Annotated in this window: 18 protein-coding genes; all 18 read right to left on the minus strand. The window is 43.0% G+C overall.

Features of this window, described 5'->3' with window-relative positions:
* Positions 1-11 precede the first annotated feature (11 nt).
* The 18 genes from flgC to rimM all read right to left on the minus strand — a co-directional run bounded on the left by flgC (position 12) and on the right by rimM (position 17,481).
* Positions 12-464 carry a flagellar basal body rod protein FlgC gene (gene flgC, locus ACY3LV_RS08100; RefSeq protein WP_289347220.1) on the minus strand — a complete coding sequence of 151 codons (453 nt, stop codon included), beginning with the start codon at positions 462-464 and terminating at the stop codon, positions 12-14.
* Positions 464-853, minus strand: a complete 390-nt coding sequence (gene flgB, locus ACY3LV_RS08105) for a flagellar basal body rod protein FlgB (protein ID WP_148961832.1) — start codon at positions 851-853, stop codon at positions 464-466. The genes flgC and flgB overlap by 1 nt, the downstream gene beginning before the upstream one ends.
* Before the next feature lie 381 nt (positions 854-1,234).
* The gene (gene codY, locus ACY3LV_RS08110) at positions 1,235-2,014 is read right to left on the minus strand and encodes a GTP-sensing pleiotropic transcriptional regulator CodY (RefSeq protein ID WP_003238551.1); all 780 of its coding nucleotides are present in this window, start codon (positions 2,012-2,014) and stop codon (positions 1,235-1,237) included.
* Between the two features lie 39 nt (positions 2,015-2,053).
* On the minus strand, positions 2,054-3,457 hold the full coding sequence (hslU, locus tag ACY3LV_RS08115) for an HslU--HslV peptidase ATPase subunit (protein WP_087992062.1): 1,404 nt from the start codon (positions 3,455-3,457) through the stop codon (positions 2,054-2,056).
* A 16-nt stretch (positions 3,458-3,473) separates the two neighbouring features.
* Positions 3,474-4,019: an ATP-dependent protease subunit ClpQ gene (clpQ, locus tag ACY3LV_RS08120; protein WP_003238555.1), complete on the minus strand. Its 546-nt coding sequence runs from the start codon at positions 4,017-4,019 to the stop codon at positions 3,474-3,476.
* A gap of 12 nt (positions 4,020-4,031) precedes the next feature.
* Positions 4,032-4,946 carry a tyrosine recombinase XerC gene (gene xerC, locus ACY3LV_RS08125; protein ID WP_087992063.1) on the minus strand — a complete coding sequence of 305 codons (915 nt, stop codon included), beginning with the start codon at positions 4,944-4,946 and terminating at the stop codon, positions 4,032-4,034.
* A gap of 66 nt (positions 4,947-5,012) precedes the next feature.
* Positions 5,013-6,320, minus strand: coding sequence for an FADH(2)-oxidizing methylenetetrahydrofolate--tRNA-(uracil(54)-C(5))-methyltransferase TrmFO (gene trmFO, locus ACY3LV_RS08130; protein ID WP_087992064.1), 1,308 nt, complete (start codon positions 6,318-6,320; stop codon positions 5,013-5,015).
* A 75-nt stretch (positions 6,321-6,395) separates the two neighbouring features.
* Positions 6,396-8,471, minus strand: coding sequence for a type I DNA topoisomerase (topA, locus tag ACY3LV_RS08135; protein ID WP_148961833.1), 2,076 nt, complete (start codon positions 8,469-8,471; stop codon positions 6,396-6,398).
* Between the two features lie 186 nt (positions 8,472-8,657).
* Complete coding sequence (gene dprA, locus ACY3LV_RS08140; protein ID WP_333560432.1) at positions 8,658-9,551, minus strand: DNA-processing protein DprA; 894 nt, start codon at positions 9,549-9,551, stop codon at positions 8,658-8,660.
* Between the two features lie 61 nt (positions 9,552-9,612).
* A complete protein-coding gene (gene sucD, locus ACY3LV_RS08145) occupies positions 9,613-10,515 on the minus strand; it encodes a succinate--CoA ligase subunit alpha (RefSeq protein ID WP_087992067.1) in 903 nt (300 codons plus the stop codon).
* A 28-nt stretch (positions 10,516-10,543) separates the two neighbouring features.
* A complete protein-coding gene (gene sucC / locus ACY3LV_RS08150) occupies positions 10,544-11,701 on the minus strand; it encodes an ADP-forming succinate--CoA ligase subunit beta (protein WP_148961835.1) in 1,158 nt (385 codons plus the stop codon).
* 173 nt (positions 11,702-11,874) lie between these two features.
* On the minus strand, positions 11,875-12,156 hold the full coding sequence (locus ACY3LV_RS08155; RefSeq protein WP_087992069.1) for a FlhB-like flagellar biosynthesis protein: 282 nt from the start codon (positions 12,154-12,156) through the stop codon (positions 11,875-11,877).
* Complete coding sequence (locus ACY3LV_RS08160; protein WP_333560433.1) at positions 12,153-13,883, minus strand: hypothetical protein; 1,731 nt, start codon at positions 13,881-13,883, stop codon at positions 12,153-12,155. The genes ACY3LV_RS08155 and ACY3LV_RS08160 overlap by 4 nt, the downstream gene beginning before the upstream one ends.
* 29 nt (positions 13,884-13,912) lie before the next feature.
* Entirely contained in the window at positions 13,913-14,680 is a 768-nt protein-coding gene (rnhB, locus tag ACY3LV_RS08165) for a ribonuclease HII (protein ID WP_333560434.1), read from the minus strand.
* A gap of 70 nt (positions 14,681-14,750) precedes the next feature.
* Positions 14,751-15,599 carry a ribosome biogenesis GTPase YlqF gene (gene ylqF / locus ACY3LV_RS08170; protein WP_333560435.1) on the minus strand — a complete coding sequence of 283 codons (849 nt, stop codon included), beginning with the start codon at positions 15,597-15,599 and terminating at the stop codon, positions 14,751-14,753.
* 142 nt (positions 15,600-15,741) lie between these two features.
* On the minus strand, positions 15,742-16,089 hold the full coding sequence (gene rplS / locus ACY3LV_RS08175) for a 50S ribosomal protein L19 (protein WP_003220825.1): 348 nt from the start codon (positions 16,087-16,089) through the stop codon (positions 15,742-15,744).
* A gap of 139 nt (positions 16,090-16,228) precedes the next feature.
* The gene (gene trmD / locus ACY3LV_RS08180) at positions 16,229-16,960 is read right to left on the minus strand and encodes a tRNA (guanosine(37)-N1)-methyltransferase TrmD (protein WP_148961840.1); all 732 of its coding nucleotides are present in this window, start codon (positions 16,958-16,960) and stop codon (positions 16,229-16,231) included.
* Complete coding sequence (gene rimM / locus ACY3LV_RS08185) at positions 16,957-17,481, minus strand: ribosome maturation factor RimM (RefSeq protein ID WP_087992073.1); 525 nt, start codon at positions 17,479-17,481, stop codon at positions 16,957-16,959. The genes trmD and rimM overlap by 4 nt, the downstream gene beginning before the upstream one ends.

Below are 17,481 nucleotides of genomic sequence, written 5' to 3' on the forward strand. Positions count from 1 at the left end.
ATTCGTTCACCTTACCTTCCGATTTCTAACGCCTTCATCAGCATTCCCTTTGTGGCATTCATTGCTGTGACATTCGCCTCGTATGATCTTGTGCTGCTGACAAGGTCAACCATTTCTTTCAACGGGTCAACATTAGGCTTTTGTACATATCCTTCAGCGTTTGCATCTGGGTTTGCCGGATCATAGACAAGATTAAAATCTGAATCATCTTCCGCGATTTTAGAAACCTTTACACCGTTTCCGGCATTGCCGCTTCCGCTCATTTTAGAATTGAGAATTGAAGAGAACGATTCACCTTTTGACTGAAGAGAAACCATTTTTCTTCTGTAAGGCACCCACTCTCCGTCCACCTGCTTAGCTCTAGTCGTATCCATATTAGCCAAGTTAGACGATACAACGTCCATTCTGACACGCTGAGCTGTTAAAGCTGATGCTGAAACATTTAAGCTATGAAAAGCTGTCATTATTTCCCTCCTGTTAATACGGCTTTCAGCGAATTAAATTTACCGTTCATTCTTTCAACTAAAGCTTGATAGTTGATTTGATTTTGCGCCAATTCTGTCATCTCTTTGTCGACGTCAACATTGTTTCCGTTTTGCTGATACGATGTATTCGTACTCGTTACAATTGAATAATTCGAATCAGTATCAGAAAAATCAACATGACGATAGTCTGTTTTTGTCGCTTCGAGACGCGAGGATTCTTGATTTAATAAATTTTGGAAAGAGACTTTTTTCGCCTTATAGTTCGGTGTATCTATATTGGCGATATTATTAGTTATGACTTTTTGCTTAATATTCGCTCTGCCCAAGGCATTTTCAAGATTTTGTATCGTTCCAGAAAATAAGCTCAAATCCACTTACCTCCATTTCAGTTTTTTTCACCCTCAATATCCTTGTCGAGAATTGTAAAACTATATGCTTATTGTAAGAAATAACAGGCATAAAGTCTATGAAGTTCGTGTAAAAAAATGTCCTCACAATTATCTATTTTATAACTAGGTATATAGTCCTAGATTATTTGAACTATGTTTTCCGCCTTGATATAAGCCTGAAAATAGCGGAATTTCTGTTTTTTCGACATTTTTTTCGTTATTTTTGAGTCTTTTTAATGAAAAATGTAAGATTTATTAAAAATATTACAAAGAAAGACTTTCAACCCAGGAAATAAAGCTTATCAATTTCCTTTATTTGAGCATAAAAAAGAACCCCTTTAAAAGAGGTTCTTTCGGTGATTAATGAGATTTGAGATTTTCTAATTCAATTAGGAATTTGTTGTTAAGCACTTTGATATAAGTACCTTTCATTCCTAATGATCTTGACTCGATGACACCAGCGCTTTCCAGCTTTCTGAGTGCGTTCACAATAACAGAACGGGTAATGCCGACGCGGTCTGCGATTTTACTTGCAACGAGAAGGCCTTCGTTTCCGTCAAGCTCTTCAAAAATGTGCTCAATTGCTTCAAGCTCACTGTAAGAAAGCGAGCTGATAGCCATTTGTACGACAGCTTTACTTCTTGCTTCCTCTTCGATTTCTTCTGCTTTTTCTCGCAAGATTTCCATTCCGACAACTGTAGCACCGTATTCAGCGAGAATTAAATCATCGTCATGAAATTGATCCTGTAAACGTGAAAGAATGAGTGTCCCTAATCTTTCTCCGCCTCCGATGATTGGTACAATTGTTGTTAAACCAGCTTGGAACAGGTCTCTGTTCTCAACAGGAAAAGCAGTATATTCACTGTTAATGTCCAAGTTAGAAGATGTTTCAGGAACGTTAAACAGATTTTTCGTATATTCTTCAGGGAATTGACGATCCTCAAGCATTTTTTTCATGCGGTCATTTTCAATTTGCTGGTTAATAGAATATCCAAGGAGTTTGCCTCTGCGGCTTACAACGAAAATATTGGAATCAATTACGTCCCGCAGCGTCTCCGCCATTTCCTTGAAGTTCACCGGTTTCCCTGCCGCAGCTTGCAGCATGGAGTTAATAATTCTTGTTTTTTGTAATAAAGCCATGATAAATAATCCTCCTAAATATTCCTCATATTAAATTTTTCACAATATAAATTGACTTAAATCTTTATTTTTGGCTATCGTTCCTAGCTTTTCTTCGACATACTGTGGTGTAATCGTTATTTTCTCCATTGTGACATCAGGAGCTTCAAACGATAGATCTTCTAATAGACGTTCAAGTATTGTATGAAGGCGTCTCGCACCGATATTATCTGTGTCCTGGTTCACATGATAAGCAACTTCTGCAATCTTACGAATAGCTTCGTCAGAAAATTCAAGAGATATACCTTCCGTCTGCAATAATGCCTGATATTGTTTCAGCAGCGCATTATCCGGCTCAACCAAAATTCTCACGAAGTCGTCTACCGTGAGTTTGCTCAGTTCTACACGAATCGGGAAACGCCCCTGCAGTTCAGGAATCAAATCAGATGGTTTGGCCATATGAAACGCTCCTGCTGCAATAAATAACACATGGTCTGTTTTTACCGAACCATATTTAGTGACAACGGTTGAACCCTCAACGATTGGAAGGATATCCCGCTGAACGCCTTCTCTTGATACATCGGCAGAGGATGACGCGCCGCCGTTTTTTGCAATTTTATCAATCTCGTCGATAAAGATAATTCCGTTCTCTTCTGCTCTCTGAACAGCTTCCTGGCCGACTTCATCCATATCGATGAGTTTACTTGCTTCTTCATTCGTCAGAACTTTTCTAGCTTCTCTGACTGTCATTTTACGCCGTTTCTTTTTCTTTGGCATTAATCCACTCAGTGCGTCCTGCATATTCATGCCCATCTGCTCCATACCAGAGCCCTGCAGCATGTCGAACATAGAAGGCTGCTGCTCTTCGACTTCTACTGTTACATAGTGGTCTTCGAGCTCTCCTAAAGCCAGCTGATGCTCCATGCGTTTTCTTTTTTCTTCAATGTTTGCTTCTTCCTGGCTCTCCGCCTCATCTTCGCCACTCGGCTGGCTGCCGCCAAACAACATTTCAAAAGGATTTTTAACGCCTGATTGTTTTTTCTTCCCAGGAACTAACAGATGAACAATGCGTTTATTTGCATTTTCTTCAGCCTGCTCTTTTACTTCATTGATTTTCTCTTCTTTTATAAGCCGAACAGAAGTCTCCACAAGGTCTCTGACCATTGATTCAACATCTCTGCCTACGTAGCCGACTTCAGTAAATTTTGTTGCTTCAATTTTGATAAATGGCGCACCTGAGAGCTTGGCGATTCGTCTGGCAATTTCAGTTTTCCCAACGCCGGTAGGCCCCATCATTAAAATGTTTTTCGGAACGACCTCATCCTTCAGTTTTTCATCTAGAAGACTTCTTCTATAGCGGTTTCTTAATGCCACGGCGACAGCTTTTTTCGCGTTTTGCTGACCGACAATATATTGGTCTAACCGATCTACAATCTGTCTTGGTGTTAATGGTTTTTTTTCCATGCGCCTCAAGTCCTTTCTATTCAAGTTCTTCCAGTATGATTTGATCGTTCGTGTAAACACAAATTTCGCCCGCTGTTTCTAACGCGGCTCTAGCAATCTCACTTGCAGACATGCTTTCACCGGCATGTTTTTTCAAAGCTCTTCCGGCCGCCAAAGCGTAATTGCCTCCTGATCCAATCGCGAGAATGCCGTCATCTGGTTCGATTACCTCGCCTGTTCCCGATACGAGAAGCAAAGTATCTTGATTCATAACGATTAACATGGCTTCAAGCTTTCTAAGCACTTTATCGCTGCGCCATTCTTTAGCAAGCTCAACAGCGGCTCGTTTTAAGTTGCCGTTGTACTCTTCAAGCTTAGCTTCAAACTTTTCGAATAAAGTGAAAGCGTCTGCAACAGATCCCGCAAACCCAGCAAGAACCTTACCGTTAAACAGTTTTCTCACTTTTCGTGCAGTGTGTTTCATGACAACAGCCTGACCAAATGTCACTTGGCCGTCTCCGGACATAGCACTTCGTCCCTTATGCTGCACGGCAAATATTGTGGTCGCATGAAAAGATGACATAAAGGGCCTCCTTTAATTTTTCTTAAAAGCTCTTGGATGGTGAGACATATATGTGTTTCTCAACATTTCCTTCGAAACGTGCGTATATATCTGTGTCGAAGACAGATTGGAATGTCCGAGCAATTCTTGAACACTTCTCAAATCTGCTCCTTCGTTTAACAGATGAGTGGCGAACGTATGTCGAAGCATATGCGGATGGATATGTAAAGTGCCGGACGCTTTTTGAACAAGCCCGCTTAAAATATGTCTGATACCTCGGGCTGTAAGCGGTCCGCCTCTTTGATTCACGAATAATAGATCATGAGGTTCTTTTGCTTTCATCAGCAAGCACTGTCTTCCGCTATTCATATATACCTTCAACGCTTCGCGGGCGTAAGACCCAAAGGGGATATAGCGCTGCTTCTTGCCTTTGCCGTGAACAAGCACAGTGTCCATAAATAAATCAACATCGTTAACAGTTATGGAACAGCATTCACTGACCCTCATTCCGGTGGCATAGAGAAGCTCTAACAGCGCTTGATCCCTCATTCCGGCCGGCTGGCTTATATCTGAAACTTCAAACAGCTCCTCAAGCTCTTTTTGATATAGAAACTTCGGTATCCGTTTTTCTTGTTTCGGCAGATGAACAAGCTGAAACGGATTTTCTTCAACAAGCTTTTCCCGCATCAGAAACTTATAAAAGCTTCTTAATGCAGATATCTTTTTGCTTATCGTTCTTCTCGATAAACCTTTTTCATAGGCTTCCGTCAAAAAAATCCTAGTATCCTGATATGCAGCTTCTTCAAATCCATTTATACCTTGAACGCGCAGAAAAGTCTCGAATTCTTCAATTGAATCCACATAATTCACAATAGTATATTGTGAATAATTTTTTTCAATTTGTAAATATTCTACGAATAACTTTACGAAATTCTTAACATTATCCATACCTAAACCTCCCCAGAAAGGGCTTTTAAATGGTATCACAAATCGCGTTCAGGTTGCAATCAATACCTATATTGTTTTCAAAATTGTTTGAATTGTCTCAATCGCACGGTTCGCGTATTGTTCATTCCGCTCTTTTTTATTTTTAATTTTAACAGGCAATTCTTTTAAAAGCCCAAAGTTTGCATTCATCGGCTGGAAGTTCTTCTGGTTTGTTGTTGTAATATAGTGAGCCATACTGCCTATCGCTGTTTCCTGAGGGAAAGTGACAAGCTCTTCTCCTAGTACAAGTTTAGCCGCATTAATGCCTGCTATGAGTCCTGATGCAGCTGATTCCACGTATCCTTCTACTCCCGTCATTTGGCCTGCAAAGAACAAATCACTGCGGTTTTTAAATTGATAAGTCGGCTTTAACAGGCTTGGAGAGTTAATGAATGTGTTTCTGTGCATCACGCCGTATCTGACGATTTCTACATTTTCTAACCCCGGAATCAATTTGAGAACTTCTTTTTGGTCTCCCCATTTTAAATGAGTCTGGAATCCTACAATATTATAGAGTGTTCCCGCAGCATCATCCTGTCTGAGCTGGACGACAGCATAAGGACGTTTTCCTGTCTCAGGATGCTCTAATCCAACCGGCTTCATCGGTCCGAAAAGCATTGTTTTCTTTCCCCGTTTTGCCATGACTTCAATCGGCATGCAGCCTTCAAAGAAAATCTCTTTTTCAAATTCTTTTAAAGGGACTGTTTCTGCTGATGTTAATGCTTCATGAAAACGGTCAAACTCTTCTTCTGTCATCGGGCAGTTCAAATACGCCGCTTCACCTTTATCATAACGGGATTTCAAGTACACTTTATCCATATCAAGGCTGTCTTTTTCTACAATTGGCGCCGCTGCGTCATAAAAATATAAATAGTCTTCTCCAGTCAGCTCCTTTAGCTGGGCAGACAGCGATTCAGACGTTAACGGTCCCGTGGCAATAACGGTAGGACCTTCTGGAATTTCCGTCACTTCTTCATTCATAACGGTTACGTTTGGATGGTTTTTTACCCGATTTGTCACGCTTGCGGCAAATTCATGACGGTCTACCGCGAGAGCACCGCCGGCAGGCACCGAACATTCGTCAGCGGCCGCGATGATGGCTGAATCTAGTGCCCGCATTTCTTCCTTTAATACACCGACCGCATTAGCAAGTGTGTTGGAGCGCAAAGAGTTGCTGCACACAAGCTCGGCAAATTTATCTGTATGGTGCGCAGGGGTTTGTTTAACAGGACGCATTTCATATAATTTGACTTGAATTCCCCGTTTGGCAAGCTGCCATGCCGCTTCACTTCCTGCGAGTCCGGCTCCGATTACATTCACTGTTTGTTGGTTCATCTTTCACATCTCCTAGTTTATTATTCAAGGCCTTCTTTTAACACACAAAGAAGGTGAGCAAGACCCTGCTCACCGCTACTTCTGTGGTTCTTCCTTATAATCGCATTCCACGCATTGGACTTGTATGCCTTTTTTGAGTTTTTTCTCGACGAGCATTTTTCCGCATTTCGGGCATTTTCGTTCAATTGGTTTGTCCCAGGAAACGAATTCACAGTCCGGATAACGGTCACAGCCGTAAAAAACCCGTTTCTTTTTCGATTTTCGTTCAACAATATTTCCTTCACCGCAGCTCGGGCACTTTACGCCGATTTGTTTCACAATCGGCTTTGTGTTCCGGCAATCCGGAAAGTTGGAGCAAGCTAAGAATTTACCGTATCGGCCCATTTTATATACCATTGGAGAACTGCACAATTCACAATCTTCCCCTGCATACTCAGGCTCAATTTCAACTTCTTTCATTTCCGCTTCAGCTTTTTTCACGCGTTTTTCAAAATCCGCGTAGAAGTTATCAATAATCTTAACCCATTCGGTATCGCCTTCTTCAACATGATCAAGGTCTTTTTCCATTTTCGCTGTAAACTCAACGTTAATGATTTCAGGGAAAAATTCCATAATCAAGTCAAGAACGATCTGCCCCAGTTCAGTCGGAACAAAACGTTTATTATCCAAAGACACATAGCCGCGCCGCTGAATGGTATCAAGCGTCGGAGCATACGTGGAAGGACGGCCGATACCGAGTTCTTCAAGAGTTTTAACGAGTCGTGCCTCGGTATATCGCGGAGGCGGCTGGGTATAATGCTGCTCCGGTTCTATATCTTTTGATAATACCGTGTCGCCTTCTTGTAAGTCAGGCAGCATCCGATTTTTTTCTTCCATTTGGTCGTCTTTTCCTTCAACATAAACCTTCATAAACCCGGAAAACTTGACTTTACTTCCATTTGCACGAAATGTCAAACCATTGTTTGTCAGATCGACACTCATTGTATCGAGAATTGCAGGTGCCATTTGGCTTGCAACAAAGCGCTCCCAAATTAATTTATACAATCTCATCTGATCTCTGCCGAGTACTGCTTTTAATTCACTAGGTTTTCTGAGAACTGATGTCGGACGGATGGCTTCGTGGGCATCCTGGGCACTTTCATTCTTTTTCGCAGGCTTTCGTTTGCCGCCTAAGAACTCTTTGCCGTATGCCTGATCAATAAATGCAGCAGCTTCATCAACCGCCGTATTTGAAATACGGGTTGAATCCGTTCTCATATACGTGATCAGACCGACAGTTCCTTCTCTTCCAAGATCGATTCCTTCATATAATTGCTGTGCGATCATCATCGTTTTCTTCGCTCTGAAATTGAGTTTGCGAGCCGCTTCCTGCTGCAGGGTGGAAGTGGTAAAAGGCAAGGCCGGATTACGTTTACGTTCTTTTTTCGTTACTTTTTCAACTGTATATTTATTGCCTTTAAGCTGAGAAAGAATGTCTTTTACGTCGGCTTCACTATTTAAAGGAAGTTTTTTGCCGTTTTTTCCGAAAAAGCTCCCTTCGAACGTTTCCTGTCCTTTTAAGAACGTACCGTCAATGGTCCAATATTCCTCCGGCTTAAAGTCGTTAATTTCTTTTTCACGGTCAGTAATCAAACGGAGGGCAACGGATTGAACGCGGCCTGCGCTAAGCCCTTTCTTGACTTTTTTCCATAGGATAGGACTGATTTTGTATCCGACAAGCCTGTCTAAAATACGTCTCGCCTGCTGTGCATCCACTAAATCCATATTGATCATGCGGGGATGTTTAAACGATTCCTTAATGGCGTCTTTTGTAATTTCGTTAAACACCACACGGCAGTCTGAATTGAGATCTAAATCAAGGCTGTGTGCCAAGTGCCATGCAATCGCTTCCCCTTCTCTGTCGGGGTCGGCTGCGAGATACACTTTTTTAGCTTTTTTCGCAGCCGTTTTCAACTCTTTTAATACCGGCCCTTTACCTCGAATGGTAATATATTTTGGTTCGAAATTCTGTTCTATGTCAACTCCCATTTGACTTTTTGGAAGATCCCGGACATGTCCCATTGATGCTTTCACTTTATATTTTTTACCTAAGTAACGTTCAATCGTTTTCGCCTTAGCAGGCGATTCCACGATGACTAGATAATCAGACATTTTCATCCCCCTCAAGAGGTGTTCTCTCTCTTTTCAAGTATTTCAATTTTATTTTTGCTGCTGTCTTTATTTGGCTTTCAACATTTCATTCTTTATGATGAACGTCATTATTTAAATAGAAAACAATATGCAACTTTAAATCCTCACTATTATTAAATATTACAATGCCGTTTGTCAAACGATAATTCAAAAGGGTTCCGTATATTGAACGTTTCTTTCAGGAAGCTCCTCGAAAATATCCTCTGCTGACCATATGGCTTTAGCTCCCTGCTGAATCAGTTTTATAGGACCTCCGGCGTAAGGATCAAATAATGAACCGGGTACGGCAAAAACTTCTCTCCCTTGTTCCAGTGCTTGATATGCAGTAATCAGCGAACCGCTTTTTTCTTTGCCCTGCACAACAATAATGCCTTCACTTAATCCGCTGATGATGCGGTTTCTCATAGGGAAATGCCATTTTTGGGGTTTAGTTTCAGGTGGATGCTCTGACAGAAGGATATGGTGTTTTGCCATGTGATTTGCTAACTGAAGGTTTTCCCGGGGATAAATGTGATGAAATCCCCCTGCAATGACGCCGATTGTCCGCCCCTTCGCCTTAATACTTGCCGCGTGGGACATTCCGTCTATCCCAGACGCAAGTCCGCTGACAATCACCCACTCTTTGCGGCAAAGCTCTTTAGTAAGGTGATTGACAACATGTATCCCATAAGCTGTTGGATTTCTTGTACCTACAATTCCAATTTTCCTCCCTTCGGAAAGAAGAGCCATATCACCCTTTGCAAACAGGACGGCGGGGGGATCATAAATGGTTTGCAGCCAGAAAGGATATTGCTCAGAAGAAATCGGGATGGGGATAATGCCTTGCTCATGGTAAGCAGCAAGTACACGCTGAAGCTTTGGATAATGTTTTTCTATTTTGTTTTTTAATGCAGCTGCCTCTCTTTTACCGCGAGTAACAGTTTCTAACACGGGTGATGTCAGCGACATAGATGGATCGGCTTTCCACCATTTTAATAGAAGGGATGGGGATAATAATTGATTGATTCTGCAAATCATTAAACAGGCAGCGGCCTGATCCAATATATTGACCTCCTTTTGACAGAAAAAAGATAGAACAGCCTTGACGGCTGTTCCTTCTTTATTAATGCGTTTTGCAAGTTTCGAACAAGTTCTTCTCTTTCAGCACCTTAATTAACGTTTCGCCCATTACAGAAGGTGTGTCTGCAACTTCGATTCCGCATGCATTAAGGGTTTTGATTTTTTCATCAGCTGTACCTTTTCCGCCGGAAATAATGGCGCCGGCATGTCCCATGCGCTTCCCTGGAGGTGCTGTTTTACCGCCGATAAAACCGACTACCGGTTTTGTCATGTTGGCTTTTACCCACTCTGCCGCTTCCTCTTCGGCAGTACCGCCGATTTCGCCAATCATAATGACAGCATGTGTGTCAGGATCTTCGTTAAACGCTTTTAAAACGTCAATAAAGTTTGTTCCATTTACAGGGTCGCCGCCGATTCCAACAGCTGTAGATTGTCCTACACCGGCTTCTGACAGCTGGTGCACCGCTTCGTATGTTAATGTTCCTGAGCGCGATACAACGCCTACATGACCCTTTTTATGGATATATCCAGGCATAATGCCGATTTTGCATTCTTCAGGCGTGATGACACCAGGACAGTTCGGCCCTATCAGTCTCGTTTTCTTGCCTTCCATAAAGCGTTTTACCTTTACCATATCCAAAACCGGAATATGTTCAGTGATGCAGATCACGAGATCAAGCTCCGCATCTACCGCTTCCATAATCGCATCAGCTGCAAACGGTGCCGGCACATATATAACAGACGCGTTAGCGCCGGTCGTTTGAACTGCGTCAGCCACTGTATTAAATACAGGAACCCCTTCCGCTTCAGTTCCGCCTTTTCCAGGTGTTACACCGCCTACGATATTTGTGCCGTATTCGAGCATCTGTTTCGTATGAAATAAAGCGGTAGAACCTGTAATCCCTTGCACAATAACTCTTGTATCTTTATTAATAAAAACACTCATTATCTGGTCCCCTGCCTTTCATTCTTTCTTAAACTAAGGATACGATTTTCTGCGCGCCGTCAGCCATTGATTCCGCAGATGTAATATTTAACCCTGATTCACTAAGGATTTTCTTCCCTAGATCCACGTTTGTGCCTTCTAGACGGACGACAAGCGGCAATGTCAAACCGACTTGTTTAGTCGCTTCAACAACCCCTTCTGCGATGACATCACATTTCATAATGCCGCCGAAAATGTTGACAAAAATCCCTTTAACGTTTTGATCAGAAAGAATGATTTTGAATGCTTCCGTGACCTTTTCTGCGGTTGCACCGCCGCCCACATCAAGGAAGTTGGCCGGTTCTCCTCCGTAATGCTTGATAATATCCATTGTGGACATTGCAAGTCCCGCGCCGTTTACCATACAGCCGATATTTCCATCAAGGGAAATGTAGCTTAAATCATATTTGGACGCTTCGATTTCTTTCGGATCTTCTTCATCCAAGTCTCTGTATTCCATAATATCTTTTTGTCTATACAACGCGTTGCTGTCGAAATTCAATTTCGCATCAAGCGCCATCACACTTCCGTCGCCGGTGACAACGAGCGGGTTGATTTCAGCGATAGAGCAGTCTTTCTCAACAAACGCTTTATATAGTCCAAGCATAAATTTAGCAGCTTTTCCCACAAGCTCTTTTGGAATATTAATAGCGAATGCAATTTCTCTGGCTTGATAGCCTTGGAGGCCGACAGCCGGATCGATTACAGCTTTTTTGATTTTTTCCGGTGTTTTTTCCGCAACTTCTTCAATTTCTGTTCCGCCTTCTTCAGAAGCCATCAGAACGATTCTGGAAGTGGCGCGGTCAAGCACAAGACCCACGTAGTATTCTTTTTTAATATCGCAGCCTTCTTCAATAAGTAAGCGTTTTATTACTTGGCCGTCCGGGCCCGTCTGATGTGTAACTAGGGTCTTCCCTAAGAGCTCTTCGGCATACGCTTTAACTTCGTCTAATGATTTTGCTATTTTTACCCCACCAGCTTTGCCTCGACCGCCAGCATGAATTTGAGCCTTTACGACATAAACCGAGCTGGATAAGTTCTTTGCTTTCTCAACTGCTTCATCTGCTGTAAAAGCCACTTTACCTTCAGGAACAGATACCCCATATTTTCTGAGGACTTCTTTTCCCTGGTACTCATGGATATTCATTTCCCATCCTCCTAACTTATGTAACAAAACTAAAATAGACTGCGCTTTCATTCTATAATAATACTGGAAGAATTGTCTAGAGTTCGATGCAAAATCTTTAAATCCTTCTTAACATTCAAACTTTTATTTTATTAAAAACATAAATTTCAAACAGAGGATGGGGAATATTATCGTTATTTTTTGTTTTTTACGCTTTCGTCCAATCTGTAAATGAACGAAAAAATCTCGGCTACCGTTTCATAAAGAGCTTCCGGGATTTGATCATCCACAGTCAAATGGCGCATTAATTCGACAAGGGTCCGATCTTCTTGAATCGGGACCCCTGCATTTTTCGCTTCTTTGATAATGTTGTCGGCTACATGGCCCTTTCCTGTCGCAACCACTCTCGGCGCCCTGTCTTTTCGTTCATCATAATGGAGAGCCATAGCTTTTCTGACCGGCGTCTGCTCTTTCATATTTTCACATCCACTTCCTGATCACTGATGCTAGTTACATATTGATCAATTGCAGCCTTCTCTTCGGTGTGAATCCTTTTTTTAGCGTTTACACCTGAAAGACTGTACCCCATTTCCATAAGACCCTGTTTAAGTGCAGGCACCATCGGATCGATCGCAGCCTGAAGATCGAAATCAGTCTCAATTGTAATGGTCATGACTTTTTGCTGTATCAAGCAATCAACGACTGTTTCTTTTAACGTGTCCAACTGCAGCAAAAACAAAAGGCGGCAATGGGAGGGATCCAGCTTTCCATCCGCTTCTTTCTTTCCTTTAAACAGAACGGTCATGTCCTGAACCCCTGACTTCGAGAACAGCGGAAATGACATCACTATTTGGCTGTATGACGGATGGTCCTGCTGCATGAAAAGCTGGCCGTTTAATTTGTGAAAAAGCTGATCGGCTTCCCGTTTGACAGGTTCGGCTACCTCATGCGACCCTCTTGCGGCCTGAAGAGCCAACTTCATGGATTGTATGTCATCAGGGGTGACCGCGCTTCCTTGTTCAAACGCTTTAATGAATGCAAGCTCGTCCCTTGCGCCGATTGCCATCTTCACTTTGGTTAAGAAAGAAAGAACATCTGCCTTATCAGCCAAACTAGGCGCTGTATGCTGAACAGCCTTTAAAAAGACTTCGGCTTCCTGATCTGTGACTTGTGCAGCCTGTAAAACAGCTGAAGCGGCAGGTGACTTACTGTCACCCGATGAAGCAGCCGCTTTCATCCAATTTGCTGCTTCTTTCACAATTTGAAGACTGTTTTTTTCAGCAGATTCCGTCAGCTTTGTCAGTAACTGCCGGGCTTCTTTGATTGGAATGTCTGCTGCGGTTTTAGCTGGCTCTCCTTGTACGCCTCTCTGTTCCGCTGTGTGGTTTACAGGCGGCAAACTGGCCTTTTCGAGAGAGCCGGATGGTGCGCTAAGCTCTCTATTTCCGGCTGTATTGCCTGAAGAAGGCGCTTTGGTATTGTCCGTTATAGAGACAAGCTTATCGATCAGACGTTCTGCATGAACATCGATTTCGCTATTAAAAAGTGTTGTAATTGCTTCTTTGAGCTTTGTCATCATTTGGCTCTGCTGAGGGTTTTGGTTAATAGCCTGAAGCAGCTGGGATACGTGCTGATGCAGCGGAACAGGCGATTTTACAGCATGAACACCGCTCAAAACCTCGGGGTGAATGGGTAATTCACGCTTTAAAGCGAACAGAACCGTTTCAATCGCTTTTTTTGTGTCTGACGCAGGCAGCGCATCCATCCAGCGGACAGCTGTTTTGATATCATTTTCTGTTACGGGTGTTTTGCTCTTGAGCATTGCTCCTGTCATCATTAGAGCAGCGTTTGACGGCTTTACTGATATGGCATTCAGGAGCTTTCCCGCTGCTTCCTGAATGGTTTTGGGATTTTGGTTAAAGCTTTGAACGACCTGAAGGCGGCCTGTTTGTTCTGCCGTGTTTTTTTCGTAGGAAAACCAATAGTACGCCTGAGGACGAAGCTGGGTTTCAAGTTTTCCCTGGACAGTTTGATTGCCGACTTGGATCAGCGCATGCTGATCTCCTAACAAACGAAGCACTTTTCCTAAAAGAAGACGCTTCTCCCCGTTTTGCGCTTCGCTGACATTTGCTGATTCCTGCGGGATTGCTGTATTTTTAAAAAGGTGCTGCAGCGCCTTTTGCACATCATTTCGTATATTCATTTACAAGAGGTGCCTCCTTGTCCATTGATTTATCTGATAGATTGAACAGGAGCGAAAGTTTTGCGGTGCAATTCAGTTGGGCCGTATGCAGCGAGAGCTTCAAGATGCTCTTTTGTCCCATAGCCTTTATTTTTTTCAAAGCCATACATGGGGTAGGTTTCGGCATAGACGCTCATCATCCGGTCTCTTGTTACTTTCGCGATACACGCACCTGCCGCAATAGACACGCTTTTGGCATCACCTTTTATAATTGACGACTGAGCCGTGTCGAGCGGCAGTGTCATTGCGTCAACAAGCAAATAATCAGGTGTATCTGACAAATCCTGTATCGCTTTCACCATTGCCATCTTTGAAGCCTCATATATATTGATTTCATCAATCACAGAGGCTTCTACAATTCCTATTCCGACCGCCAGTGCTTCTTTCATAATAAGTTCGTAATATTCATCACGCTTTTTTTCTGAAAGCTTTTTGGAGTCTGTCAGCCCAAGTATTTCACATTTCTCCGGAAGGATGACTGCGCTGGCGACAACAGGTCCCGCCAATGGCCCCCGGCCGACCTCGTCAACACCTGCGATCAAGCGAAATCCTTTGTTTCTTGCCAGCCTTTCATAGAAAGTCATATTCAGCCATTGTTCTTTCAGCGCTTTTTCTTTCGCCTGCTTTTTAAGCCATTGCTCTACAAGCGTTTGAACGCTCTTTCTCGGATCGTTTACGCATTGGGCAAGAAATGGGTCTTGTTCATCCTTCACTTCCTGCAAACGGTCTTTAATGTCCTTTACGGTTAATGTATTCACTTTCTCTTCTCCCTTACTGTATGTATCGGATCGGTCAGGAAAAAATAAAGACCCGCATTTCTGCGCGCCTTTACTTAACGGGCTGTTCAAATGACAGCCTGCCGAACTTTTCAGTGCGGATATCGCGAATGATGACTTCAGTCGTTTTATCGTAGTTAATAAGCCCTCCGCTCATGAGACAGCCGCGCTTTTCACCTATTGCATCAAACAGCTCTGCAATGTCCTCTGGGATCTCATCAAGGCTGTAACGCTCTTTAAGCCGTTCAGGATAATGTTCTTCGAGAAAACGAAGACCAAACACGGCCACGTCCTGCAGATTGAGAATTGTGTCTTTAATAGCCCCGGTGATTGCCAGCCTCAAGCCGACAAGCTCGTCTTCAAATTTAGGCCATAAAATCCCCGGTGTATCTAAGAGCTCTAATTCTTTCCCGACTTTGACCCACTGCTGAGATGTCGTAATACCAGGTCTGTCTCCCGTTTTTGCTATGTTTTTCTTTGCCAGCCGGTTGATAAGTGTTGATTTTCCGACGTTTGGAATGCCGATAATCAAAGCGCGAATTGCTCTAGGCTTCACGCCTTTCGCCCTCATCCGGTCAAATTTTTCTTGGAGGATCTCTTTTGACGCAGGCACAATTTGATTTAAGCCTTGTCCGTTTACCGAATTAATGGACAGAGAGCGAATCCCCTGATTCTCAAAGTGCTGTTTCCATTGCTGCGTAACTGCCGCATCTGCTTTGTCAGCCTTGTTTAACAGCATAATTCTCGGCTTATTTTTTAGAATGTCCTCAATCATTGGGTTTCTTGATGACATAGGAATTCTGGCATCTACCAATTCATATACAATATCGATTAATTTTAATTTTTCGGTTACTTCCCTTCTTGCCTTTGCCATATGGCCCGGGAACCATTGAATTGTCATGTGACACGAACACCGCCTTTATCTCTCAGTATGCATAATTCTTGTTGTCCTTTATGTATTTTACGATGCCTGTCCGGCATTTTCAAATTGTGTATAAAAAAAGAGCTTGTTACAGGTAACAAGCTCTTTTCGTTCGTTATCATTATCGTCTGATCTCTTTAATACGAGCCGCTTTTCCGCGAAGTTCACGCAGGTAGTAAAGCTTAGCACGGCGTACTTTACCGTAACGTACAACTTCGATTTTCGCGATTTTTGGTGTGTGTACAGGGAAAGTACGTTCAACGCCAACACCGTAAGAAATCTTACGAACTGTGAACGTTTCGCTGATTCCACCACCACGACGCTTGATCACAACACCTTCAAAGATCTGAATACGCTCACGGTTACCCTCAACAACTTTAACGTGTACACGTAAAGTGTCACCAGGACGGAACGCAGGAAGATCAGTACGAAGTTGTTCTTTTGTGATATCTTCAATTAGTTTTTGCATCGTTTTCAACTCCTTCCAACAGATGCTCTTGGCCACAAAACCCGGCACAGCGGAACATCGTTTTCAAGCTTAAAGCGGATAAGCCCGCTTAAGCCACAAGTAGTATCTTATCACAATTTCATAGTCTATGCAATAAAATCTATTCTTTTTCCCATTCAGAAATCCATTTTCTTTGCTGCTCTGTAAGCGGATAGTCTTTCAGAAGATCCGGGCGTCTTGCATAGGTTCTTCTGATCGATTCTTTATTCCGCCATTCGTTGATTTTCGCATGGTTTCCTGATAGAAGCGTTTCAGGCACTTTTAAACCTTTGTAATCCGCCGGTCTTGTATAATGCGGGTGCTCTAAAAGGCCGGTGCTGAATGAATCCTCAATATGGGAAGCCTCTTTGCCCAGCACCCCCGGAAGCAGTCTAACCACACTGTCTGCAATCATCATTGCAGGGAGCTCACCGCCGGTCAGAACAAAATCGCCAATGGATATTTCATCCGTCACCAGATGCTCGCGAATGCGTTCATCGTAGCCTTCATAGTGGCCGCAAATGAACAGCAAATGGTCTTCCTTCGCTAATTGTTCGGCTTTTTTTTGGGTAAAGCGTTCACCTTGCGGACAGACGAGAATAATACGCGGAGCAGCGGCTGCCTTTGATGTCAGGCCCTCGACCGCGTCAAAAACAGGCTGAGGCTTGAGAACCATGCCTGCCCCGCCGCCATAAGGATAATCATCAACAGTATTATGCTTGTTATCAGAATACTCCCGGAAATTTACGACTTGAAACTGCACCGCTTCTTTATCCTGCGCTTTTTGAAGAATCGATGAACCGAGCACGCCTTCAAACATTTCGGGAAACAGTGTCAAAAAGTCGATTTTCATTCGTCTATTAATCCTTCCATGAGTTCAACCTCAATTTTCTTTTCGCTGACATCGATATGTTTGACCACTGATTCAATGTAAGGAATCAGCGCGTCTTTTTTCCCTTTTCTCCCGATGACCCATACGTCATTAGCTCCAGGCGTCAAAATTTCTTTAACCTTTCCGATTAGTTGGCCGTCTTCGGTAAATACCTCACACCCAATGATTTCGTGGAAGTAAAATTCTCCCGCATTCAGCTCTCCTAAATCTTCTTCAGGAACTTTAATGATCGCGTTTTTCAGTTCTTCCACTTCATTCATGCTTTGTCTTTCTTTAAACTGCAGCAAATGAAATTGTTTATGCAGTCTGTGCGTGTTCACCGTTACTTCCACGGGCTCGTTACGTCCGTCTATAAACAAATACAGCGTGTTGCCCGGCTTGTACCGTTCTTCGGCAAAATCTGTTTTCGAAATCACCCGCACTTCGCCTTTAATTCCGTGGGTATTTACGATCTTACCTACGTTAAACCATCGCTTTGTCAT

The sequence above is a fragment of the Bacillus sp. 11C genome, assembly GCF_055486375.1.